This window comes from Enterococcus sp. 4E1_DIV0656 (assembly GCF_002140695.1).
Classification (GTDB): domain Bacteria; phylum Bacillota; class Bacilli; order Lactobacillales; family Enterococcaceae; genus Enterococcus_D; species Enterococcus_D entomosocium.
In genome coordinates this window covers 379,597-397,029 of the sequence record NZ_NGLF01000002.1, presented here as the reverse complement: position 1 = coordinate 397,029, position 17,433 = coordinate 379,597, and the positions used below count along the sequence as shown (strand labels likewise).

15 protein-coding genes are annotated in these 17,433 nt (G+C 42.1%); 11 read left to right on the top strand and 4 right to left on the bottom strand.

Annotation, left to right across the window (positions count from 1 at the left end; genetic code table 11):
* The first annotated feature begins 8 nt into the window (after nt 1-8).
* A complete protein-coding gene (locus tag A5882_RS15195) occupies nt 9-689 on the top strand; it encodes a YtxH domain-containing protein (RefSeq protein WP_005235400.1) in 681 nt (226 codons plus the stop codon).
* An 82-nt stretch (nt 690-771) separates the two neighbouring features.
* On the opposite strand, the gene A5882_RS15190 is transcribed toward A5882_RS15195, so the two are convergent.
* Nucleotides 772-1,650, bottom strand: coding sequence for an NAD-dependent epimerase/dehydratase family protein (locus tag A5882_RS15190; RefSeq protein ID WP_008378472.1), 879 nt, complete (start codon nt 1,648-1,650; stop codon nt 772-774).
* 54 nt (nt 1,651-1,704) lie between these two features.
* Nucleotides 1,705-2,805 carry a Xaa-Pro peptidase family protein gene (locus tag A5882_RS15185; RefSeq protein ID WP_086373049.1) on the bottom strand — a complete coding sequence of 367 codons (1,101 nt, stop codon included), beginning with the start codon at nt 2,803-2,805 and terminating at the stop codon, nt 1,705-1,707.
* A gap of 194 nt (nt 2,806-2,999) precedes the next feature.
* Here A5882_RS15185 and ccpA point away from each other — a divergent pair, with 194 nt between their 5' ends.
* The gene (gene ccpA / locus A5882_RS15180) at nt 3,000-3,998 is read left to right on the top strand and encodes a catabolite control protein A (RefSeq protein ID WP_008378470.1); all 999 of its coding nucleotides are present in this window, start codon (nt 3,000-3,002) and stop codon (nt 3,996-3,998) included.
* A gap of 142 nt (nt 3,999-4,140) precedes the next feature.
* Here the strand turns inward: ccpA and A5882_RS15175 are convergent, their stop codons facing one another.
* Nucleotides 4,141-6,579: a transglycosylase domain-containing protein gene (locus A5882_RS15175; protein ID WP_016612234.1), complete on the bottom strand. Its 2,439-nt coding sequence runs from the start codon at nt 6,577-6,579 to the stop codon at nt 4,141-4,143.
* A 262-nt stretch (nt 6,580-6,841) separates the two neighbouring features.
* On the opposite strand from A5882_RS15175, the gene tyrS reads away from it, so the two are divergent.
* The 4 genes from tyrS to A5882_RS15155 all read left to right on the top strand — a co-directional run bounded on the left by tyrS (nt 6,842) and on the right by A5882_RS15155 (nt 10,500).
* Entirely contained in the window at nt 6,842-8,104 is a 1,263-nt protein-coding gene (gene tyrS, locus A5882_RS15170; RefSeq protein WP_008378466.1) for a tyrosine--tRNA ligase, read from the top strand.
* 70 nt (nt 8,105-8,174) lie between these two features.
* Nucleotides 8,175-9,086 (top strand): AEC family transporter, encoded by a 912-nt coding sequence (locus tag A5882_RS15165; protein ID WP_005235411.1) that lies wholly within the window; start codon nt 8,175-8,177, stop codon nt 9,084-9,086.
* Nucleotides 9,087-9,174: 88 nt separating this feature from the next.
* The gene (locus A5882_RS15160) at nt 9,175-10,068 is read left to right on the top strand and encodes a deoxyribonuclease IV (RefSeq protein ID WP_005225802.1); all 894 of its coding nucleotides are present in this window, start codon (nt 9,175-9,177) and stop codon (nt 10,066-10,068) included.
* Nucleotides 10,069-10,113: 45 nt separating this feature from the next.
* Nucleotides 10,114-10,500 carry a cytidine deaminase gene (locus A5882_RS15155; protein ID WP_086332454.1) on the top strand — a complete coding sequence of 129 codons (387 nt, stop codon included), beginning with the start codon at nt 10,114-10,116 and terminating at the stop codon, nt 10,498-10,500.
* 140 nt (nt 10,501-10,640) lie between these two features.
* Here the strand turns inward: A5882_RS15155 and A5882_RS15150 are convergent, their stop codons facing one another.
* Entirely contained in the window at nt 10,641-11,258 is a 618-nt protein-coding gene (locus A5882_RS15150; RefSeq protein ID WP_005225804.1) for an FMN-dependent NADH-azoreductase, read from the bottom strand.
* Between the two features lie 162 nt (nt 11,259-11,420).
* On the opposite strand from A5882_RS15150, the gene A5882_RS15145 reads away from it, so the two are divergent.
* From A5882_RS15145 to A5882_RS15125, 5 genes are all read left to right on the top strand, one after another.
* Nucleotides 11,421-12,116, top strand: coding sequence for a response regulator transcription factor (locus tag A5882_RS15145; protein ID WP_008378457.1), 696 nt, complete (start codon nt 11,421-11,423; stop codon nt 12,114-12,116).
* Complete coding sequence (locus A5882_RS15140) at nt 12,113-13,060, top strand: HAMP domain-containing sensor histidine kinase (protein WP_086332453.1); 948 nt, start codon at nt 12,113-12,115, stop codon at nt 13,058-13,060. The genes A5882_RS15145 and A5882_RS15140 overlap by 4 nt, the downstream gene beginning before the upstream one ends.
* A gap of 89 nt (nt 13,061-13,149) precedes the next feature.
* Nucleotides 13,150-13,926, top strand: coding sequence for an ABC transporter ATP-binding protein (locus A5882_RS15135; protein ID WP_008378452.1), 777 nt, complete (start codon nt 13,150-13,152; stop codon nt 13,924-13,926).
* Complete coding sequence (locus A5882_RS15130) at nt 13,898-15,988, top strand: ABC transporter permease (RefSeq protein ID WP_086373048.1); 2,091 nt, start codon at nt 13,898-13,900, stop codon at nt 15,986-15,988. Before A5882_RS15135 ends, A5882_RS15130 begins: the two co-directional genes overlap by 29 nt.
* A gap of 265 nt (nt 15,989-16,253) precedes the next feature.
* Nucleotides 16,254-17,433 (top strand): Ig-like domain-containing protein (locus tag A5882_RS15125; RefSeq protein WP_254908522.1); only part of this gene is annotated, 1,180 nt, incomplete at its 3' end.

Sequence of the window (17,433 nt, the reverse complement as noted above, 5' to 3'; positions counted from 1 at the left end):
GACTTTCAATGAGTAAAAAAGGCGGATTTTTATTAGGAGCAATCATCGGAGGAACAGCGGCAGCAGCAGCAGCACTTTTGTTGGCGCCAGAATCTGGTAAAACATTAAGAAATAAATTAGCAAAACAAGCAGACGATTTATTAGATAAAGCATCTGATTATGGTGATTTAGCCAAAGAAAGAAGTACGGATCTTGTCGATATCGCTAAAGATAAAGCAGCAAAATTAAGCGAGCAAGCATCTGACTTTACCGGTTCTTTAACAGCGAAAGTCGATGACTTAAAAGAAACAGCAGCTGGTTCATCAGAAGAAACCGTTGAAGAGTTAAAGAAACAAGCAGGTGATCTATCAGAACGCTTCAAAAAATCAGCAAGCGATGTGAAAGAAACAGCGAAAGATGCCAAAGAAGATGCAGATGATACAGTCCAAGATATCATCATTGATGCAAAATCTTCTGCAGCGGATATGAAACAAACTGTCAAAGAAGGGGCACAAGAAGCAAAACCTGTAGTTGAAGAAGCCAAAAAAGACGGTCAAGCAGCCGCAGCTGATTTGAAAAAAGAAGCTGGAAAAGCAGCGGATGATGCCAAAAAAACAGCGAAAGCAGAAACAAAAGAAGCTAAAGCTGACTTGGAAGATGCAAAAGAAGAATTAAAAGATACATTAGAAAAAAACAATCCTGAAGCATAAGCAAGGATACAAAATTTTATTACTTTAAAAGATAAAAACGTTCGCCAGTTAAATCGGCGAACGTTTTTTGTGACTTCAGTAGCTATTCGTTTGATGCTTGGGTGATTTCCCAATCGCAAAGTTGATAGATCCAATCCCGCAGTTGACTGAATGGAAACCCAATTCCCTCAGCGAGAGCAACGTTGATCGAATAAACAGGTGTACCATTGTAAGGGCCTTGATCACCTGTTTCTGAAAAGAGAGGGGAAAGACCGGTTTTTTCCGTTACGTATTGCAGCACTTCTTCTAAAGAAATCGTGCCTTTTGACGCACCGTTGATGGGTCCTGTGAAAGAGCTGGTACCTAAAAACGCTAAAAATTGGCCAGCTTCTTCAGCATCGACAAAGCCCATTTGATGCGTTAGATTATCGACAGCCATTGGCTTTTGCTTTATCAGATGGTCGATGTAAAAGGCAAAACGTTTTGTATAATCATCTGCACCGATCACGTAAGGAAAGCGGACAAAAACGGACGGAATCTGACTGTAGTTTTGGGTAAGAATCTCTTCAACGGTTCGTTTGCCTTCAGCATAATTGACTTCCTCAGAGCAGACAATTTTGACCGCTTCTTTGGCAGGGTCAAAATCCGTTTCTTTCAAATCGAAGTGCAGTTCATGATAGGCAGACATCGAACTAGTGACAATGTAGCGTTTGGGTGTGACATGACGCAGTAGAATCTCAATGTCGTTGGAAGTATAAGCAATATTGTCGTAAATAACATCATAGGTTTCTTGTGTCAACGTCGTTTTGATACTTTCTTCATCCGTGCGATCAAAGACAAGTCGGTTGACTTGATCGCCAAAAGAATCAGTCGTCTTCCCTCTGGTAGCGATCGTGACATCACAGCCTTGATCCACTAAAGATTGGACCAAATATTTACCGAAAAAACGCGTGCCGCCTAAAACTAACACTTTTTTACTCATAAGAACACTCCTTTTCATGTAATTACAACATATTGCGCCGTTTCATTAAAAGAATCAAGATAAAATCAACAATTCTTTTTTTGTTTTGGTAAATGGTACACAGCCATCTGCAGTGACATAGATGCAATCTTCAATACGAACACCGACTTGATCTGGCAAATAAATCCCCGGTTCGATAGAGAAGCACATGCCTTCTTCAATCACTAAATCATTGCCAGTGATCAAAGAGGGGAACTCATGAACCGTGGTCCCGATGCCATGACCTAAACGATGGTTGAAGTAGTCGCCATAGCCATAACCCGTAATCACATCACGAGCGATCTTATCTAATTCTCCTGCAGTGATCCCAGGTTTAACTGCTGCTTGAGCGGCCAATTCCGCCTCTAAGACGATGTCATAAATTTTTCTTTGTAATGCAGTCGGTTCTTTATAGGCAACCGTTCTGGTTGCATCGCTGCAATACCCTTTCCAGATGACTCCTAAATCAAATAAGACGAGTTCATTGGCAGTCACTTTGCGATCCCCAGGTACGCCATGAGGACTTGCTGCATTGGCACCAGCTAATACGGTCGTATCGAAGGACATATGGGAAACCCCACGTTTTTTCAACTCGTACTCAATTTCTGCCACGATTTCCATTTCGCTAACGCCTTCTTTGATGGCAGCAAACCCAACCTCAAAAGCAACATCTGCCCAGTTGCCAGCTTCTAGTAAGGTGTCAATCTCAGACGCGGTTTTTGTTAATTGCATTTTTTGAATCACCGGGGTCACATCTAAAGAAAAATCGGTTTTTGGCAAGAACCGTTTCAATGCTTCATAGCGCTCGACGGAAAGGTCATTTTTTTCTAATGCCAAGGAAGAAACCTCGTAACGAGAGGTCAATTCTTGGCAGATTTTCGCCCAAGGGTCTTCACTATCGAGATAACCGATAATGTCAAAGGGCCAGCCGCTATTTTTTGCTTCTTCTACTTCCAGAGCTGGTGTGAAAAGAAAGGGATCTTTTCCAGGTGCGACGAACAAAGCAAGGACCCGTTCATGAGGTTCACTTTTAAAACCGGAAAAATAAGCGATCGTTGCTGGATTAGAAATATAGGCAACATCGGCGCCATTGGTTTTCAACCAGGCATTTAACTCATTGATTTTTTTATCATTCATTTGATAAAACCTTCTTTCAAGTATTCTTTTTCTATTTTATCATGCTTTCGAAGAGAATAGGGGAGGGGAAAGTAGGAAATTGCTAAGTTTTCATGAAAACAAAATTAAAACGGTTGCAAATCCAGAAAAAATTTGCTATCCTAACAAAGAAATGTAAATAAGATTTTCTGAAAATAGAATAAGGGAGATATATCATGGAAAAACAAACAATTACGATTTATGATGTTGCACGGGAAGCGAATGTATCGATGGCAACTGTTTCACGGGTAGTCAACGGAAATCCAAATGTAAAACCAGCAACTCGTAAGAAAGTGCTGGAAGTGATCGACCGCTTGGATTATCGTCCAAACGCAGTTGCTCGAGGGTTGGCAAGTAAAAAGACCACAACTGTTGGTGTTATCATTCCTGATGTCAGCAATATGTTCTTCTCATCACTTGCTCGTGGGATCGATGATGTAGCGACCATGTATAAATACAATATCATCTTAGCCAACTCTGATGGCGATACGATGAAAGAAGTCAACGTATTGAACAACTTGTTAGCAAAACAAGTAGACGGCGTTATCTTCATGGGTCATCGCATCACGGATGAAATTCGCGGGGAATTCTCTCGCTCAAAAACTCCAGTCGTTTTAGCTGGTTCGATCGATCCTGATGAACAAGTAGGAAGTGTCAATATCGATTACACAGCAGCTGCCAAAGATGCTGTTTCGTTATTGGCGAAAAACAATCAAAAAATCGCTTTTGTCAGCGGTGCTTTGATCGATCCAATCAATGGCCAAAACCGCTTGAAAGGCTATAAAGAAGCCTTGAAAGAAAACAACCTTGACTATTCTGAAGGGTTGATCTTTGAATCACCATACAGCTTTAAAGAAGGCTTAGCATTAGTTGATCGCATCATCAACAGTGGTGCAACAGCAGCTTATGTTACAGACGATGAGTTAGCGATCGGCGTCTTAGATGGTTTGTTAGACAAAGGCGTTAAAGTTCCTGAGGATTTCGAGATCATCACCAGCAACAACTCATTATTGGCTGAAGCAGCTCGTCCACGCTTATCAAGTGTGACGCAACCATTGTATGATATGGGTGCCGTTGCGATGCGTCTATTAACTAAAATGATGAACAAAGAAGATGTAGAACAAAAAACGATCGTCTTGCCTTACGGTATTTCAGAAAAAAGCTCTACGAAATAAGCAGCGATTTAATAAAAAGACTAGTGGAGCAACGCTTTGCTGTTCCACTTTTTGCTTCAACGATCGTTCGTGTGGGTAGAAAATCTATGGATTTTCTACCCACACTTTTTTTGTATAAAAAAACTGATCAGCACAAGGCTGATCAGTCATCATCATCATTTGTATTAGGTTGGTTATTTTCTTGCTCGTCCTCGTCGTCATCATTTGCAGTAGGTGTAACATTGTTGGATGCGTTATTCGATGATGTATTCGACGAACGATTTGTTGAACGGCTAGAAGATGCTTTTTTCCAATAGTCAGCATAGTTTGCATCTGAACCACCGAGTCCAAATTTGAAATCGACCGTATCTGGTCCGCCAGTTGCCCAATAAGAAGTAACGGTACTACTTGGATTCGTATAGGTTCGATTATCGACTCGCACGGTTCCGCCTGGTTGGGTACCAGTAAACTTGGAAACTTGAGCTTTTTTGACATCACTAGAAAGTTCAAACTTCTGATTTACACCAAAGACTTCTTGGTTTGTTTGATAGATACGATTGATCAAGTAAGCCATGTAATTGGCTGTCCGAGTTCCTGCTGCACTATCGGTAGCTTTATTGTCATCCCGCCCTGACCAGCTGCTGATGGTGATCGATGGGGTGGAAACGACTAGCCAAGAGTCAGACCAATTATTGGTAGACCCAGTTTTACCGACCCAATCGGCATTCCCGAGGTTCCAATCTAATCCGCTGATAACCGATTTAAAGGAACTGGTTTTTTGCTCATCGATAACACTACGCATCATGTCGGTCATGATGGACGCTGTCGCTTCAGAAAAGACTTGGACCGGTTTGGCTTCATGCTGATAAAGCACTTCGCCTTCATTATCCTTGATTGATTCGATGATGTAGCCTTGCTGATAGACACCGTTATTGGCAAATGTTTGGAAGCCATTTGTTTGATTCAACACTGTGACATCGGTAACCCCTAATGGCGCTGATTCATATGCCCAGCTGTTATCTTCAGGATAGCCCATTTTGCTCAAATAATTTGAATAGGCATAAAAATGATCGCCTTCTTTTTCCCACAGATCTTGGAAAATATTTGTCGCTGCGATATTACTGGAAACCTCCAAAGATTCACGAATCGACATGAAGGTATTGGTTCCACGGTTTGTGGCATTGACGATCGGCTCACCGGCGTTTTCTCCTGTCCGCCACTTTGCGGCATAATCAGAAACCATTGATTCAGAGCCCATCAAGCCACTTTCGATCGCCGGTCCGTAAACCAGCATTGGTTTGATACTTGAACCTGCTTGGCGTTTGGCATCAAAGGCATGGTTGAATTGATTGTCAGCATAGTTACGACCGCCAATAAAGCCTAATACTTTCCCGGTGGCATTGTCCATCATGACATTGCCGACTTCGATGGTGGAGTCGCCCCAGTTGTCTAACATATAGCCGTATTTATCGACGGCATCTTGCATCGCATTATAAATATCTTTATCGATCGTTGATGTGACGGTATAGCCACCATTAACTAGTTTTTGCTGCGCCAATTCGAAGTATTTTTGGTAGGTTTCGTCTTTGGCATATTCTTCGTCACTGACATCATCTTCATCTGCCAGCTGTTTGGCAATAATGTCTTTTGCTTCATTTAACACTGTGTAATAAAGGAAGCTTTGATCCGTTTGTTCAATGGCTTCTTGTTTTTTGAAGTCTTGCTTCAAGTCATAATTAAGCGCCTCTTCGTATTCTTCTTTCGTAATATCGTGGTTACGATACATACTGAAGAGCACGAAGTCTTTCCGCTCTAAGCCAGCAGTCAAGTTTTCCTTGATCTCGCCCGTATTTGTATAAGGGCTGTAGACGATCGGGCTTTGTGGCAGACCCGCAATAAAGGCTGCTTGCGGTAAAGACAGGTCAGCTGCGTTAACGCCAAAAATTCCTTGCGCCGCTTCTTGCACACCTGCGATATTTTGCCCTTTATTGTTCCGGCCGAAAGGGGAGATGTTTAGATACATGGTGACGATCTCATCTTTATCGAAAAATTTCTCCACTTCCATGGCTAATAAAATCTCATTGGCTTTGCGTTTGAAGGTCGTTTCACTGGAAAGGATTTGTTGTTTCACCAGCTGCTGGGTCAAAGTGGAACCCCCGCTGCCGCCAAAGCCTGTCGCTTCGGATAATAATGCCCGCACGACTGCTTTTGGTACGACGCCATTATGAATATTAAAATATTCGTCCTCTGTTGCGATGATCGCTTTTTTCAAGTAGTCTGAAATTTGATCGGAATTAACCGACGTTCGCATCAGATCTGAGCGAATCGTTGCGATTTTACTGCCATCAGCGTATGCGAGTTGAGAAGTCTCTGTGATGTCGGTCAGTTCTTTCTGCAACTCATCTTTAGAAGGAGCTGCGGTATCTTCCACAAGAAAAGCAAAGTAGCCGGCACCGATCCCTAAAGCTAAAGAACCGCCTAGCACCAGTAAAGAAATAGCCACTAAGAACAAGGCATGTAAAACCCTAAGACTGATATTGAAATAGAACCAGCCTCTATTTTTGTTTTCTGTATTCTTTTGATTTTTCGTTTTCTGGGACAAAAAGAGTCACCTCAATAAATTAGAATAGATTCCGTGTAATTATAGCAAAAAACAAGGCGCTTGGGTAGCACCCTATCTGTTATCGAAAGAAGTGTGCGAGAAAATGCCAGTTGGTATTTGTATTGAACCAGCGATAATAAGGGAAAACGAACTGATTTGCCTAAAAGTTTCTTTTTTGGTAAAGGACTTTGAGAGAAAGACTTTTCATTGCCCTCTTTTTCAGTTAAGATGAACAATGAAGCAATTATTAGGAGGAGAAAGAATGAGTACAGACTTTTTTGAAGAACTAAAGCAACGCGGATTAGTTCATCAGACCACAGACGAAGCAGCCTTGACCAAACAATTAAATGAAGAGTCTGTGAAACTATATATCGGCTTTGATCCTACCGCAGATAGCCTGCATATTGGTCATTTATTGCCTATTTTGATGTTGCGCCGTTTCCAACAAAACGGACATGTGCCAATCGCATTAGTTGGTGGCGGTACAGGAATGATCGGTGACCCATCCTTTAAAGATCAAGAACGTCAATTAAACACATTGGATACCGTTTTGGAATGGTCACAAAGTATCAAAAGCCAATTATCTCGCTTTATTGATTTTGATGACCAAGAAAATCCTGCCATCATTGCCAATAACTATGAATGGTTAGGGGAATTGAAACTGATCGATTTCTTACGGGACACGGGGAAAAACTTTACCATCAACTACATGATGAGCAAAGAAAGTGTCAAACGTCGGATCGAAACAGGAATTTCCTACACCGAATTTGCATACCAGCTTTTACAAGCCTATGACTTTTTGAACCTTTACGACAACCACGGTTGCTTGTTGCAATTAGGTGGTAGCGATCAATGGGGGAATATCACCTCTGGAATCGAATTATTGCGTCGTGAGCGTGAAGTCCAAGGGTTCGGTTTGACTATGCCATTGATCACAAAAGCAGATGGAACGAAATTTGGGAAAACAGAAGGCAATGCGGTTTGGCTAGATGCCAAGAAAACAACGCCTTACGAGTTCTACCAATTCTGGATCAATACGGATGATCGTGATGCAGTCAAATTCTTGAAATATTTCACCTTCTTATCATTAGAAGAAATCGCTGCGATCGAAGCTGAATTTAACGCTGCACCAGAATCTCGAGCAGCACAAAAAGCTTTGGCAAAAGAAGTCACTACTTTGGTTCATGGGGCAGAGGCTTATGAACAAGCCGTACGCATCTCAGCAAGTTTATTCAGCGGCAATATCAAAGAATTGAACGCTGAAGAGATCGAACAAGGCTTTAAAGGGGTTCCTAGTCATCAGGTAACAGCGGATGATTCTTTGAACATCGTTGAAGTGTTGACGACTGCTAAAATCGAACCATCAAAACGTCAAGCAAGAGAAGACGTACAAAATGGGGCCATCTACATCAATGGGGAACGCGTCCAAGACCTAACGTACGAGATCCAAGCAAGTGATCGGATCGGTGGAAAATACGTCGTGATTCGTCGTGGCAAGAAAAAATATTTCTTATTAACATTTTAATCGCAAAAAGCGAACCGACCTGTTGGTTCGCTTTTTTTCAAATTTTTGTAGAGGAAGGGTCTTTGTTGGAATGGGAAATATAGTGTTGAATGCCGCCGGTTTATTTGCCATGATCTTCTTAGGGTATTTTCTTAAACGGCTAAATGTCCTTTCAAAAGCGGATGGCTCGATCTTATCCAAAATTATTTTGAATGTGACGTTACCGGCAGCAATCATTTTGAATTTAGCTTCAATGCAAGTACAAGTCAGTGCGCTTAGTTTGATTGTGATCGCTTTGATCATTACGGTCGTCCAGATCCTCTTCGCATTTTTCTTGACCAAAAAAGAATCGAACACGCTGCAACAGTTTGCTATGTACTGCGGGTCAGGCTTTAATATCGGCAATTTTGCAATTCCTTTTGCCCAAAGTTTTTATCCTTTAGGGATTCCACTGATTTCGCTGTTTGATATGGGGAACAGTATCATGTTGGCAGGGGGAACGACGATTTTCATCGAGTTCTTGATTGGAAAGCGGACGACGTTTGAACCAGGAAAAATCTTTTTGAATCTCCTGCGCTCGCCAACATTTACCATTTATCTAGTGATGCTGATTATCCGCAGTGCGGATTGGAGGATTCCCGAGTCAGCCTTGGCGCTCGTTCAGCCAATCGGGATCGCAAATACGTTTCTGTCCATGTTTATGATTGGCTTATTTTTGGATTTCCGCTTACCGAAGCACACTACGCCAACGGTAATCAAAATTTTAAGCTTACGCTACGGACTGGCTTTCGTGCTGTTCGCGGCTTTCTATGTTTTACCGATCCCAGTTTTATTAAAACCAGTACTTTGTTTGTTAGTGTTTGCTCCGATCCCTTTATTTGGGGTCATTAATTCCGTGATTGCTGGGATGGAGGAAGAGGCGGTGGGATTTGTTTCTTCCATTAGCTTTTTGATAAGTATGCCGCTAATGACGGGTGTCCTGATGTTATTTGGACTCGCTTGATAAAAAAATACGGCAATGAGCAAAATAATCGCTTTACAAGGTGCTTTTATCGATAATAGAGAAGACTAGATTTAGGAGGAAAAGAAAAATGTTGATTGGTTCACACGTTTCAATGAGCGGCAAAAAAATGCTTTTAGGAGCAGCAGAAGAGGCGGCTAGCTATCAAGCTACTACGTTTATGATCTATACCGGAGCTCCGCAAAACACGCGGCGCAAACCGATCGAAGAGATGCAGATCGCAGCTGGACAAGATTTTATGACGGAAAAGGGAATTTCGAATATCGTTGTCCATGCCCCTTACATCATTAATTTAGGTAATACCATCAAACCAGAAAACTTTGGCTTTGCCGTTTCGTTCTTACAAGAAGAAATCCAACGAGCCCAAGCTTTAGGTGCAACTCAAATCACGTTGCACCCTGGTGCCCATGTCGGTGCAGGACCCGAAGCTGGGATCAAGCAGATCATTAAAGGCTTGAACGAGGTCCTTGAAAAAAATCAAACCGCCCAGATCGCATTAGAAACAATGGCAGGTAAAGGCACCGAGATTGGTCGCAGCTTTGAAGAATTGGCAGCAATTATCGATGGCGTTACCTTAAATGAAAAATTATCCGTTACACTAGATACTTGTCACACGAATGATGCTGGCTACAATGTCAAAGAAGACTTTGACGGCGTGTTAAACGAGTTTGACAAAATCATCGGATTGGATCGCTTGAAGGTCATCCATGTCAATGATTCAAAAAATCCACAGGGCAGCCACAAAGACCGACATGCGAATATTGGTTTTGGCACGATCGGCTTTGAAGCCTTGAATAAGATCGTTCATCATGAGCAATTATCAGCGTTACCGAAAATTTTGGAAACACCCTATGTTGGCGAAGACAAAAAGAATAAAAAAGCCCCTTATGGCTATGAAATCGCGATGCTGCGGGAAAAGACCTTTGATCCTGAGCTATTGACGAAAATCATGGCGGGTGCTTAAACGGTTCATTTAACCATGAGCCAGCTTATTATTGGAGGAAGAAAAATGGACTTTCAGTTGCTGATCGATGCCGCGAAACAAAAACTGGGATTCAGACAGCTCTCTCAATTTGCAGAAGCAGGGAGTGTTGCGGCAGCTCTGACTACTGCAGATGGACAGATTTATACAGGGATCTGTATCGATACCAGCTGTTCCATGGGTTTTTGCGCCGAACAGGCTGCGGCTGCGCAAATGATCACCGATGGGCAGCAGCGGGTGTTACAGATGGTTGCAATCAATTCGGCAGGTGAGCCGATCCCACCTTGTGGTCGTTGCCGTGAATTCATCAGCCAGCTGGATCCTGCCAACCACAACACGCAGGTCATGATCGCAGCAGGAAAAATCATGACGATAGAAGAGCTGTTGCCTTTTGATTGGAAAGCATCAAAATAAAAAGAGATTTAGCCCCTTAGACCGCTCTGTTCTAAGGGGCATCTTTGTTTTATCGATCCAATGGACGATCAACATGTTTAGATAAAAAAACTCCTCAACCAGCAATAGTGCTTTGTTGAGGAGTTGATCGATAGCAATGATTAGAATTTTTTCGCAGCTGCTGCTACGCGTTCTAAACCTTCAGCAATGATTTCTGCTGTTTTAGAAGGATCTGCATTGTGACCTTCGATGATTACTTCTTCTGTGATGTTCATGCCGAACATACCACCGAAAACTTTTTCCATAAAGGTTACAGCGTTTTCCATTGCGCTCATTTCGCCTGAGTAAACACCACCACGGGCATTCAATAGAACGATTTCTTTGTCTTTCAACAATTGGTTCATTGAACCATCTTCGTTATAAGAGAAAGTAAAGCCAGCTTGGAAGATATAGTCGATGAATGTGTGCAAAGCTGCTGGGATCGTTAGGTTCCACATTGGGAAAGCGAAAACGATGGTATCTGCTGCTGCGAATTTGTTCATCACGTCTTGACGGACAGTCATCAATTCTTGTTCTTCTTGGTTTAATTCTTGTTCTTGTGAAAGTTTGCCAAATGCTTCAAATAACGTTTGACCGATATAAGGCATTGGTTGTGCGTACACATCAAAGGTTACAACGTCCACATTGTTCGTATCAAGATTTTCAACGAACGTATCAAACATTTTTGCAGATACTCCATCAGGACGGTTATTGGCTTTAACAACTAAAATATTTTTCATTTTTTTCCACCTTTACTTTAAGTAAGTTTTAATCACAAAACGTAGTATACTATAAAATAATTTTGCTTACAATAAATAAGTGTACTTTTTTTAAAAAAGCTGGAATTTTGCAGTATTTTTCACGTAGTTTTGGTAAACTTTAGAGAAAACAGGAGGGGTTCTATGAAAATATTCGTGGTCGAAGATGACAAATCGTTAGTCAAAATGATGGAAAATCAATTATCCCGCTATGCGTATCAAACCTTTGTTCCAGAAAATTTCGCTGCGGTTTTAGCTGAATTTTTGCTGATCCAACCTGATTTGGTTTTGTTAGATGTCAATCTGCCTTATTATGATGGGTTTTATTGGTGCCAAAAAATCAGGGAACATTCATTGGTTCCAATTCTCTTCATCTCCGCACGTGACGGCAATATGGACCAAGTGATGGCATTAGAATACGGTGCTGATGATTATCTGGTCAAACCTTTTTCTTATGACTTGCTGCTGGCTAAAGTGAAGAGCCATATTCGCAGAGTCTATGGGGATTATGCACAGTCTGATCGGGCGAGAAGCTTGAAAGCTGGCGAATTGACCTATTATCCGGAAGCGTTGAAGATGGTCTATCGTGAAGCCAGTGAATGGCTGACTGTTCGAGAAGGAGAATTATTGACCCTTTTAATGTCAGCGCACCCAGAAATGGTCAAACGGGAACGGATTTTAAATCTATTATGGGATGATGAGCGTTTTGTTGATGACAATACGCTTTCTGTCAATGTTGGCCGTTTGCGAAAAAAATTGGCGGCAATGGGCATCAATGATCCGATCCAAACGATTCGCGGAAAGGGTTACGCCTTATCGGTAGTAGGTACAGAAGAATGAGAGCATATGTAAGTGTTCATTTACCTAAACTACTCGTTACCTTCCTAGCCATTTCATTGTTCGTTTTAGTGATTTGGTTGGATGGCTATCGAAATTACCTCGTGATTGGTTATGGTCTGCTTCTATTCGGGCTGTTCATTGTTCTTGTTTATTTGGCAGATTACCTTTCCAATACTACGTTTTATCATTATATCAAGCATGGAAGAGCGACACACCGAAGCAATGGCTACCTTTCCAGGCAATGGCGCAAGCAGTTCGATGGACAAGAGCAGCATGAGCAAGAGCGGCTGACAGAATTAGATCAGCACCATCAAAATCATATTCGTTTCATGAATATCTGGGTTCATCAAATGAAAACACCTGTCTCAGTTTTGGCGCTAATGGCTGAAAGTGAAGAAGTCGATAGCTATGATCTTTTGGCTGAAACAGATCGCTTAAAAAGTGGCTTGGCGACTGCGCTGAATTTTGTGCGCTTGGAAGATTTCACGGAGGACTTCGTTATCGAGTCAGCCTCACTGTTGGAATTGTTAAAACACAGTATCGGTGACCAGAAGCGGAATTTCATTCGCAGTGAAGTCTATCCGAAGCTGATGAGTGAAGCAGATATCACGGTGACAACAGATAAAAAATGGCTAGGTATTTTGCTCTTTCAGCTCATCAGCAACGCCGTCAAGTACTCAAAGCCAGACAGTAAGGTCTATTTTGAGATCGATCCTTTTTCTAGAAAATTGACGATCTCAGATGAAGGGTGCGGAATTGCAGAAGCGGATCTGCCAAGGGTTTTTCGCCCCTTTTATACAGGTCAGAATGGTCGGCAAACAGGCGAGGCAACTGGAATCGGACTTTACTTAGTCGAAACGATCAGCAAGCAATTGGATATCGATATCGCTTTGGTCTCTAAGGAGAATCTAGGCACGACGGTTACATTAACGTTTCGGACGTAAAGACTTTCTTACAATTTTGTAAGCTTTCTATCATGAAATCGATAACTGATTGCGGTGCCGCCTGCTAAACTGGTAGCAAAGGAGTGAAGATGATGGCTTTACTAGAATTGAAAAATGTATCGAAAACCTATACAGGGGAAGTGTCTGTTGAGGTTTTACAGCAAATCGATCTCAAAGTGCCAGAAGGAGAATTTATCAGCATTATGGGTCCATCTGGCAGTGGCAAGACCACCATGCTGAATTTGGTGGCAACATTGGATAAACCGACTTCAGGTTCGGTGATCATCAAGGGCGAGCAGCCCCTAGAATTATCTAAGCAAAAACTCGCGGAGTTTCGTCGTCGGCAACTAGGTTTTGTTTTTCAAAACTACAATTTACTTTCGCCATTGAGCGTGCTTGAGAATGTGATTTTACCACTGACATTGGATCGGGTGCCGGTTCTTGAGATGAAAGAACGTTCGGAACAGCTATTACGTGAGCTTGGGATCTATGAGAAAAAAGACAAACGCATCTATCAGCTTTCCGGTGGAGAGCAGCAGAGAGTTGCGATTGCTAGAGCTTTGATCCATCAACCGGAATTGCTTTTAGCAGATGAACCGACGGGCAATCTTGATTCAAAGGCAGCACGAGATGTCATGGAAATACTAAGTCAGATGAACAAGCAACTTAAGGTCACCACCATGATGGTCACCCATGATCCTTATTCTGCCAGCTTTTCTGATCGGGTCGTTTTCATCAAAGATGGAAAGCTGTATAACGAAGTCTATCGCGGGGCTGATCAACAGCAATTTTATCAAAAAATTCTTGAAGTCCTAGCACATTTAGGAGGTCGCCGTCATGAATTTCAGACAGTTGATCATTCGTAATCTGCGGGGGAATTTTCGAACCTATGCGGCCTACTTCGTCAGTAGCGCCTTTGCGGCGATGGTGTTTTATATCTTTAGTCTTTTGCTCTTTCATCCGCAATTGGAAGAAAATTTGTCCAATAGCGGTACACTTTCAGAATTGGCGAAGGTCGGTCTATCCGTCGCACTTGTGGTGATCGCTTTACTGTCGCTGTTGTTTTTATGGTATACATTTGTGGTCTTTTTAAAACGACGCAAACGTGATCTGGCAATCTACTTGATTTTGGGGATCGAAGAAAAAGATCTGCGAAAGATTTTGTTTGTCGAAAATGCCCTTTTAGGAACCTGTGCCACAGTGACCGGTATTGGGTTAGGGATTTTATTGACGAAATTATTGCTGCTGATTGCGCAAAATGTCATGTATCTAACAGAAGGACTGAAATTTATGGTTCCTATGGAAGGTTTAGGATTGACCTTTGGGATCTATGTCTTTATTTTTCTCTTGATCTCCTTTTTCAGTACCCGCGCCTTGCAAGGAGAACAGATCATCTCATTGATCAAGGAAAATGAAAAGCCACGTCCTGAACCAAAAAGCCATTGGGCATTGGCTTTTTCAGGAATTGTGCTGTTACTAATTGGCTATGGATCGGTCTTTTATTTTAGCTACCAAACGTACTCGATGCTGCCGCTTATGCTAGGAGTCTTGTTGACTGTTGCGGGCACGATTTTGTCATTCCATCAGTTCAGCGTATTTCTATTGAAACGATTAAAGAAACGCCCGACCTTCTTACGAGGGACTCGGATGCTGACTATCAGCGAATGGATTTTTCGCATGCGAGACAATGCGGCGATGTATAGTCTGATTGCTATTAGTACCTCCGTGGCATTCGTTGGGATTTCCGTGATGCTGGCGATTGGCAGTTCTTCTTTTTCTTCGATCCAAGGAATTAGTGTAGCCTATGTATTTCCGTGGTCTGGGCCAGAAGACCTCGATCATACCGAGGGAAAAGTAAACGAAATTAAAACTGCTATAGAAGAAAAAGGGTATGCGCCTGTAACGGATAGTGTTTCCTTACTATGGGCATATGCGAATCTTGATGAATCTGCAGTTACGAATGATTCATTCTATACGACGAATGGCTTTTCAATTATGCGAGAAAGCGACTATCAGAAAATGATGAAACAAATTGGTGAGGAAGCTGATTCTGTTGCAGATAATCAAATAATGACACTTAGTGCTAATTATTCACGTCGAAAACAGCTTCTAGAAGTCCCTGAGAACGAACGTACAAGTATCTATCCAATCGAATTGGGATCAGAGACCGGTATAAAAAAAAATGTTACGATTGTCCACAGTCCCTCAATGCTTTCTCTGGATTACTTTGGACTGTCAGTTGTGACAGATAAAACCTTTGAGGAGTGGCAAGCCCTCTTGCAAAAATCCACCGACGATATGGAATCTGGTTTTATTTGGTTAGACTATCCAGAATGGGCTGAAACACCTGAATTGGTATCTGATTTCAATGGGGATTTAGATAAAGAAAATGCCTTGATCGATCAGCAATACGAAGAGCTCAGTCAGGAGTTTGAAGCCAAAGGTGACTATACGGATGAAGAGTGGTCAGAAGCGGCAAAAGACATTCCGATGCGTACGTCTTATACCTCGAAATACCAAGTTTTCCAAGAAAATCGTCAGGGAAATGGCATCATTTTAATGATCACGGTATTACTGGGTTCGGTTTTCTTTATTTTCTCCGCTTCGATTATCTATTTCCGTTTATTTGCAGATTTAGATAAAGATGGGGCGTACCATCGTTCCTTGCATATTTTAGGTGTGTCGCCGAAGGAGCGGCACAAAGTTCTGAGACGCCAGCTGCAAGTAATGTACTTCTTGCCAACAGTCGTTGCAATGATCCATTTCGCGGTAGCGATGACCGCTTTGCGTATCTTAGTAGAATTGCCTGTTTGGCAATACTACGGTGTGATCGCTAGTCTCTTTTTGATTTTTCAAATCGTTTTTTACTTGATTTGTCAATATCGATACTTCCAGCAAATTGATAGGATCGCCGATCCTACAGAGTAATTTATTCTTCAAGCCAAATCTCTTTCAGTTTGTACTGATTGGGATTTGGCTTTTTATTAGCTAGTTTGTCTAAATTTCTATCCATGAAGCCTTTTAATTGTGCAAATCATTGAAAAGCAGATAAAATTAAGTAACGCTCATTTTGTCAAACAAACGAAGAGACACTGTTAGAACACGACAACTGTCAGATGCAAAATTCATTTCGAGTACAGTGAAGGCTGCGGTCGATGGATTTAGGGAAGCACTTATTTGAGGGAGGAGACCAATGATCACACGACTTGGAAAAGCATTTGCAGTCTTACTGTTGCTGATTCCTTTATTTGCTGGTATCCGGATTGTTTATGGGGAAACCGATGTGGGTGCCAACCTGATCACAAATGTATCGATCGTTAATAGCCGCAACGAGGTCATCACAAGTATTGAAAAGGATGATTCCTTCAAAATAGATATGACCTGGAGTTTGGAGGATTTAGGAGATTTAAAAGCCGGTGACAAAGCGACTGTCACCTTGCCAGTTGAGATTGAAGGCGTCAATAATACGTATGCTTTATACGATGAAAATAACAACTTAGTGGTCAATGTTACCCAAGTTGGCAATCAGCTGACCTTTGTTTTCACGGAATTTGTCGAACAAAATACCAATGTACACGGGGACTTTTATTTTTGGACAAAGTTCAGCGATGAAGTGACAGAGAACCAAATCAACAACATCAACTTCGAAACAGTAAATGGAACGCAATCGGTGCCTATTTTTATTCAAGCAGTGGATGATACAGGGGAGGGAGCCTTACTCACCAAACAAGGACTGTATTTAGGTACGCAAGAACCCAAACGGATTATTGATTGGCGTGTGTACATCAACTCGTTTGATACAAATCAAGTGACGATCAAAGATGGAACGTTTATTGATATTTTAGGTCCCCATCAGACACTCATCAGTACGACTGCCCGAGTGGTTTACGGCCCCAGCGTTTCCAACCCAACGTATGTTGAGCAAGTACCGATCGTTTTAAATAGTGATGGCTCCTTTGAAATTCCTTTGCGGGATACGGAGGAACGGATCTACATTACCTACAAAACAGAAACGGATGGTTCATTGGAACAATATACCAATCGGGGCATCCTTGATGCCGTGGTCAATGATGTGCCAAGAACAAGCAGTATTACTGGCTATACGCCACGCTATGGTGGCGGTGGTGGCGGAACCGGTGAACCAGGGGAGTCCAGCAGCACGGAACCAAGTAGTGAAAGCAGCACCAGTAGTACTACCGAACCAAGTAGTGGAAGCAGTACCAGCAGTAGCACAGAACCAAGTAGTGAAAGCAGCACCAGTAATAGCACGGAACCAAGTAGTGAAAGCAGCACCAGCAGTAGCACAGAACCAAGTAGTGAAAGCAGCACTAGTAGTACTACCGAACCAAGTAGTGAAAGTAGTACAAGTAGTA

Bases quoted from the DNA above. Each gene is read 5' to 3' on its own strand.
- A5882_RS15160 (WP_005225802.1), top strand. From the start codon at position 9,175: ATGTTGATTGGTTCACACGTTTCAATGAGCGGCAAAAAAATGCTTTTA.
- tyrS (WP_008378466.1), top strand. From the start codon at position 6,842: ATGAGTACAGACTTTTTTGAAGAACTAAAGCAACGCGGATTAGTTCAT.
- A5882_RS15190 (WP_008378472.1), bottom strand. From the start codon at position 1,650: ATGAGTAAAAAAGTGTTAGTTTTAGGCGGCACGCGTTTTTTCGGTAAA.
- A5882_RS15150 (WP_005225804.1), bottom strand. From the start codon at position 11,258: ATGAAAAATATTTTAGTTGTTAAAGCCAATAACCGTCCTGATGGAGTA.
- A5882_RS15185 (WP_086373049.1), bottom strand. From the start codon at position 2,805: ATGAATGATAAAAAAATCAATGAGTTAAATGCCTGGTTGAAAACCAAT.
- A5882_RS15155 (WP_086332454.1), top strand. From the start codon at position 10,114: ATGGACTTTCAGTTGCTGATCGATGCCGCGAAACAAAAACTGGGATTC.
- A5882_RS15195 (WP_005235400.1), top strand. From the start codon at position 9: ATGAGTAAAAAAGGCGGATTTTTATTAGGAGCAATCATCGGAGGAACA.
- A5882_RS15140 (WP_086332453.1), top strand. From the start codon at position 12,113: ATGAGAGCATATGTAAGTGTTCATTTACCTAAACTACTCGTTACCTTC.
- A5882_RS15130 (WP_086373048.1), top strand. From the start codon at position 13,898: ATGAATTTCAGACAGTTGATCATTCGTAATCTGCGGGGGAATTTTCGA.
- A5882_RS15145 (WP_008378457.1), top strand. From the start codon at position 11,421: ATGAAAATATTCGTGGTCGAAGATGACAAATCGTTAGTCAAAATGATG.
- A5882_RS15135 (WP_008378452.1), top strand. From the start codon at position 13,150: ATGATGGCTTTACTAGAATTGAAAAATGTATCGAAAACCTATACAGGG.
- ccpA (WP_008378470.1), top strand. From the start codon at position 3,000: ATGGAAAAACAAACAATTACGATTTATGATGTTGCACGGGAAGCGAAT.
- A5882_RS15165 (WP_005235411.1), top strand. From the start codon at position 8,175: ATGGGAAATATAGTGTTGAATGCCGCCGGTTTATTTGCCATGATCTTC.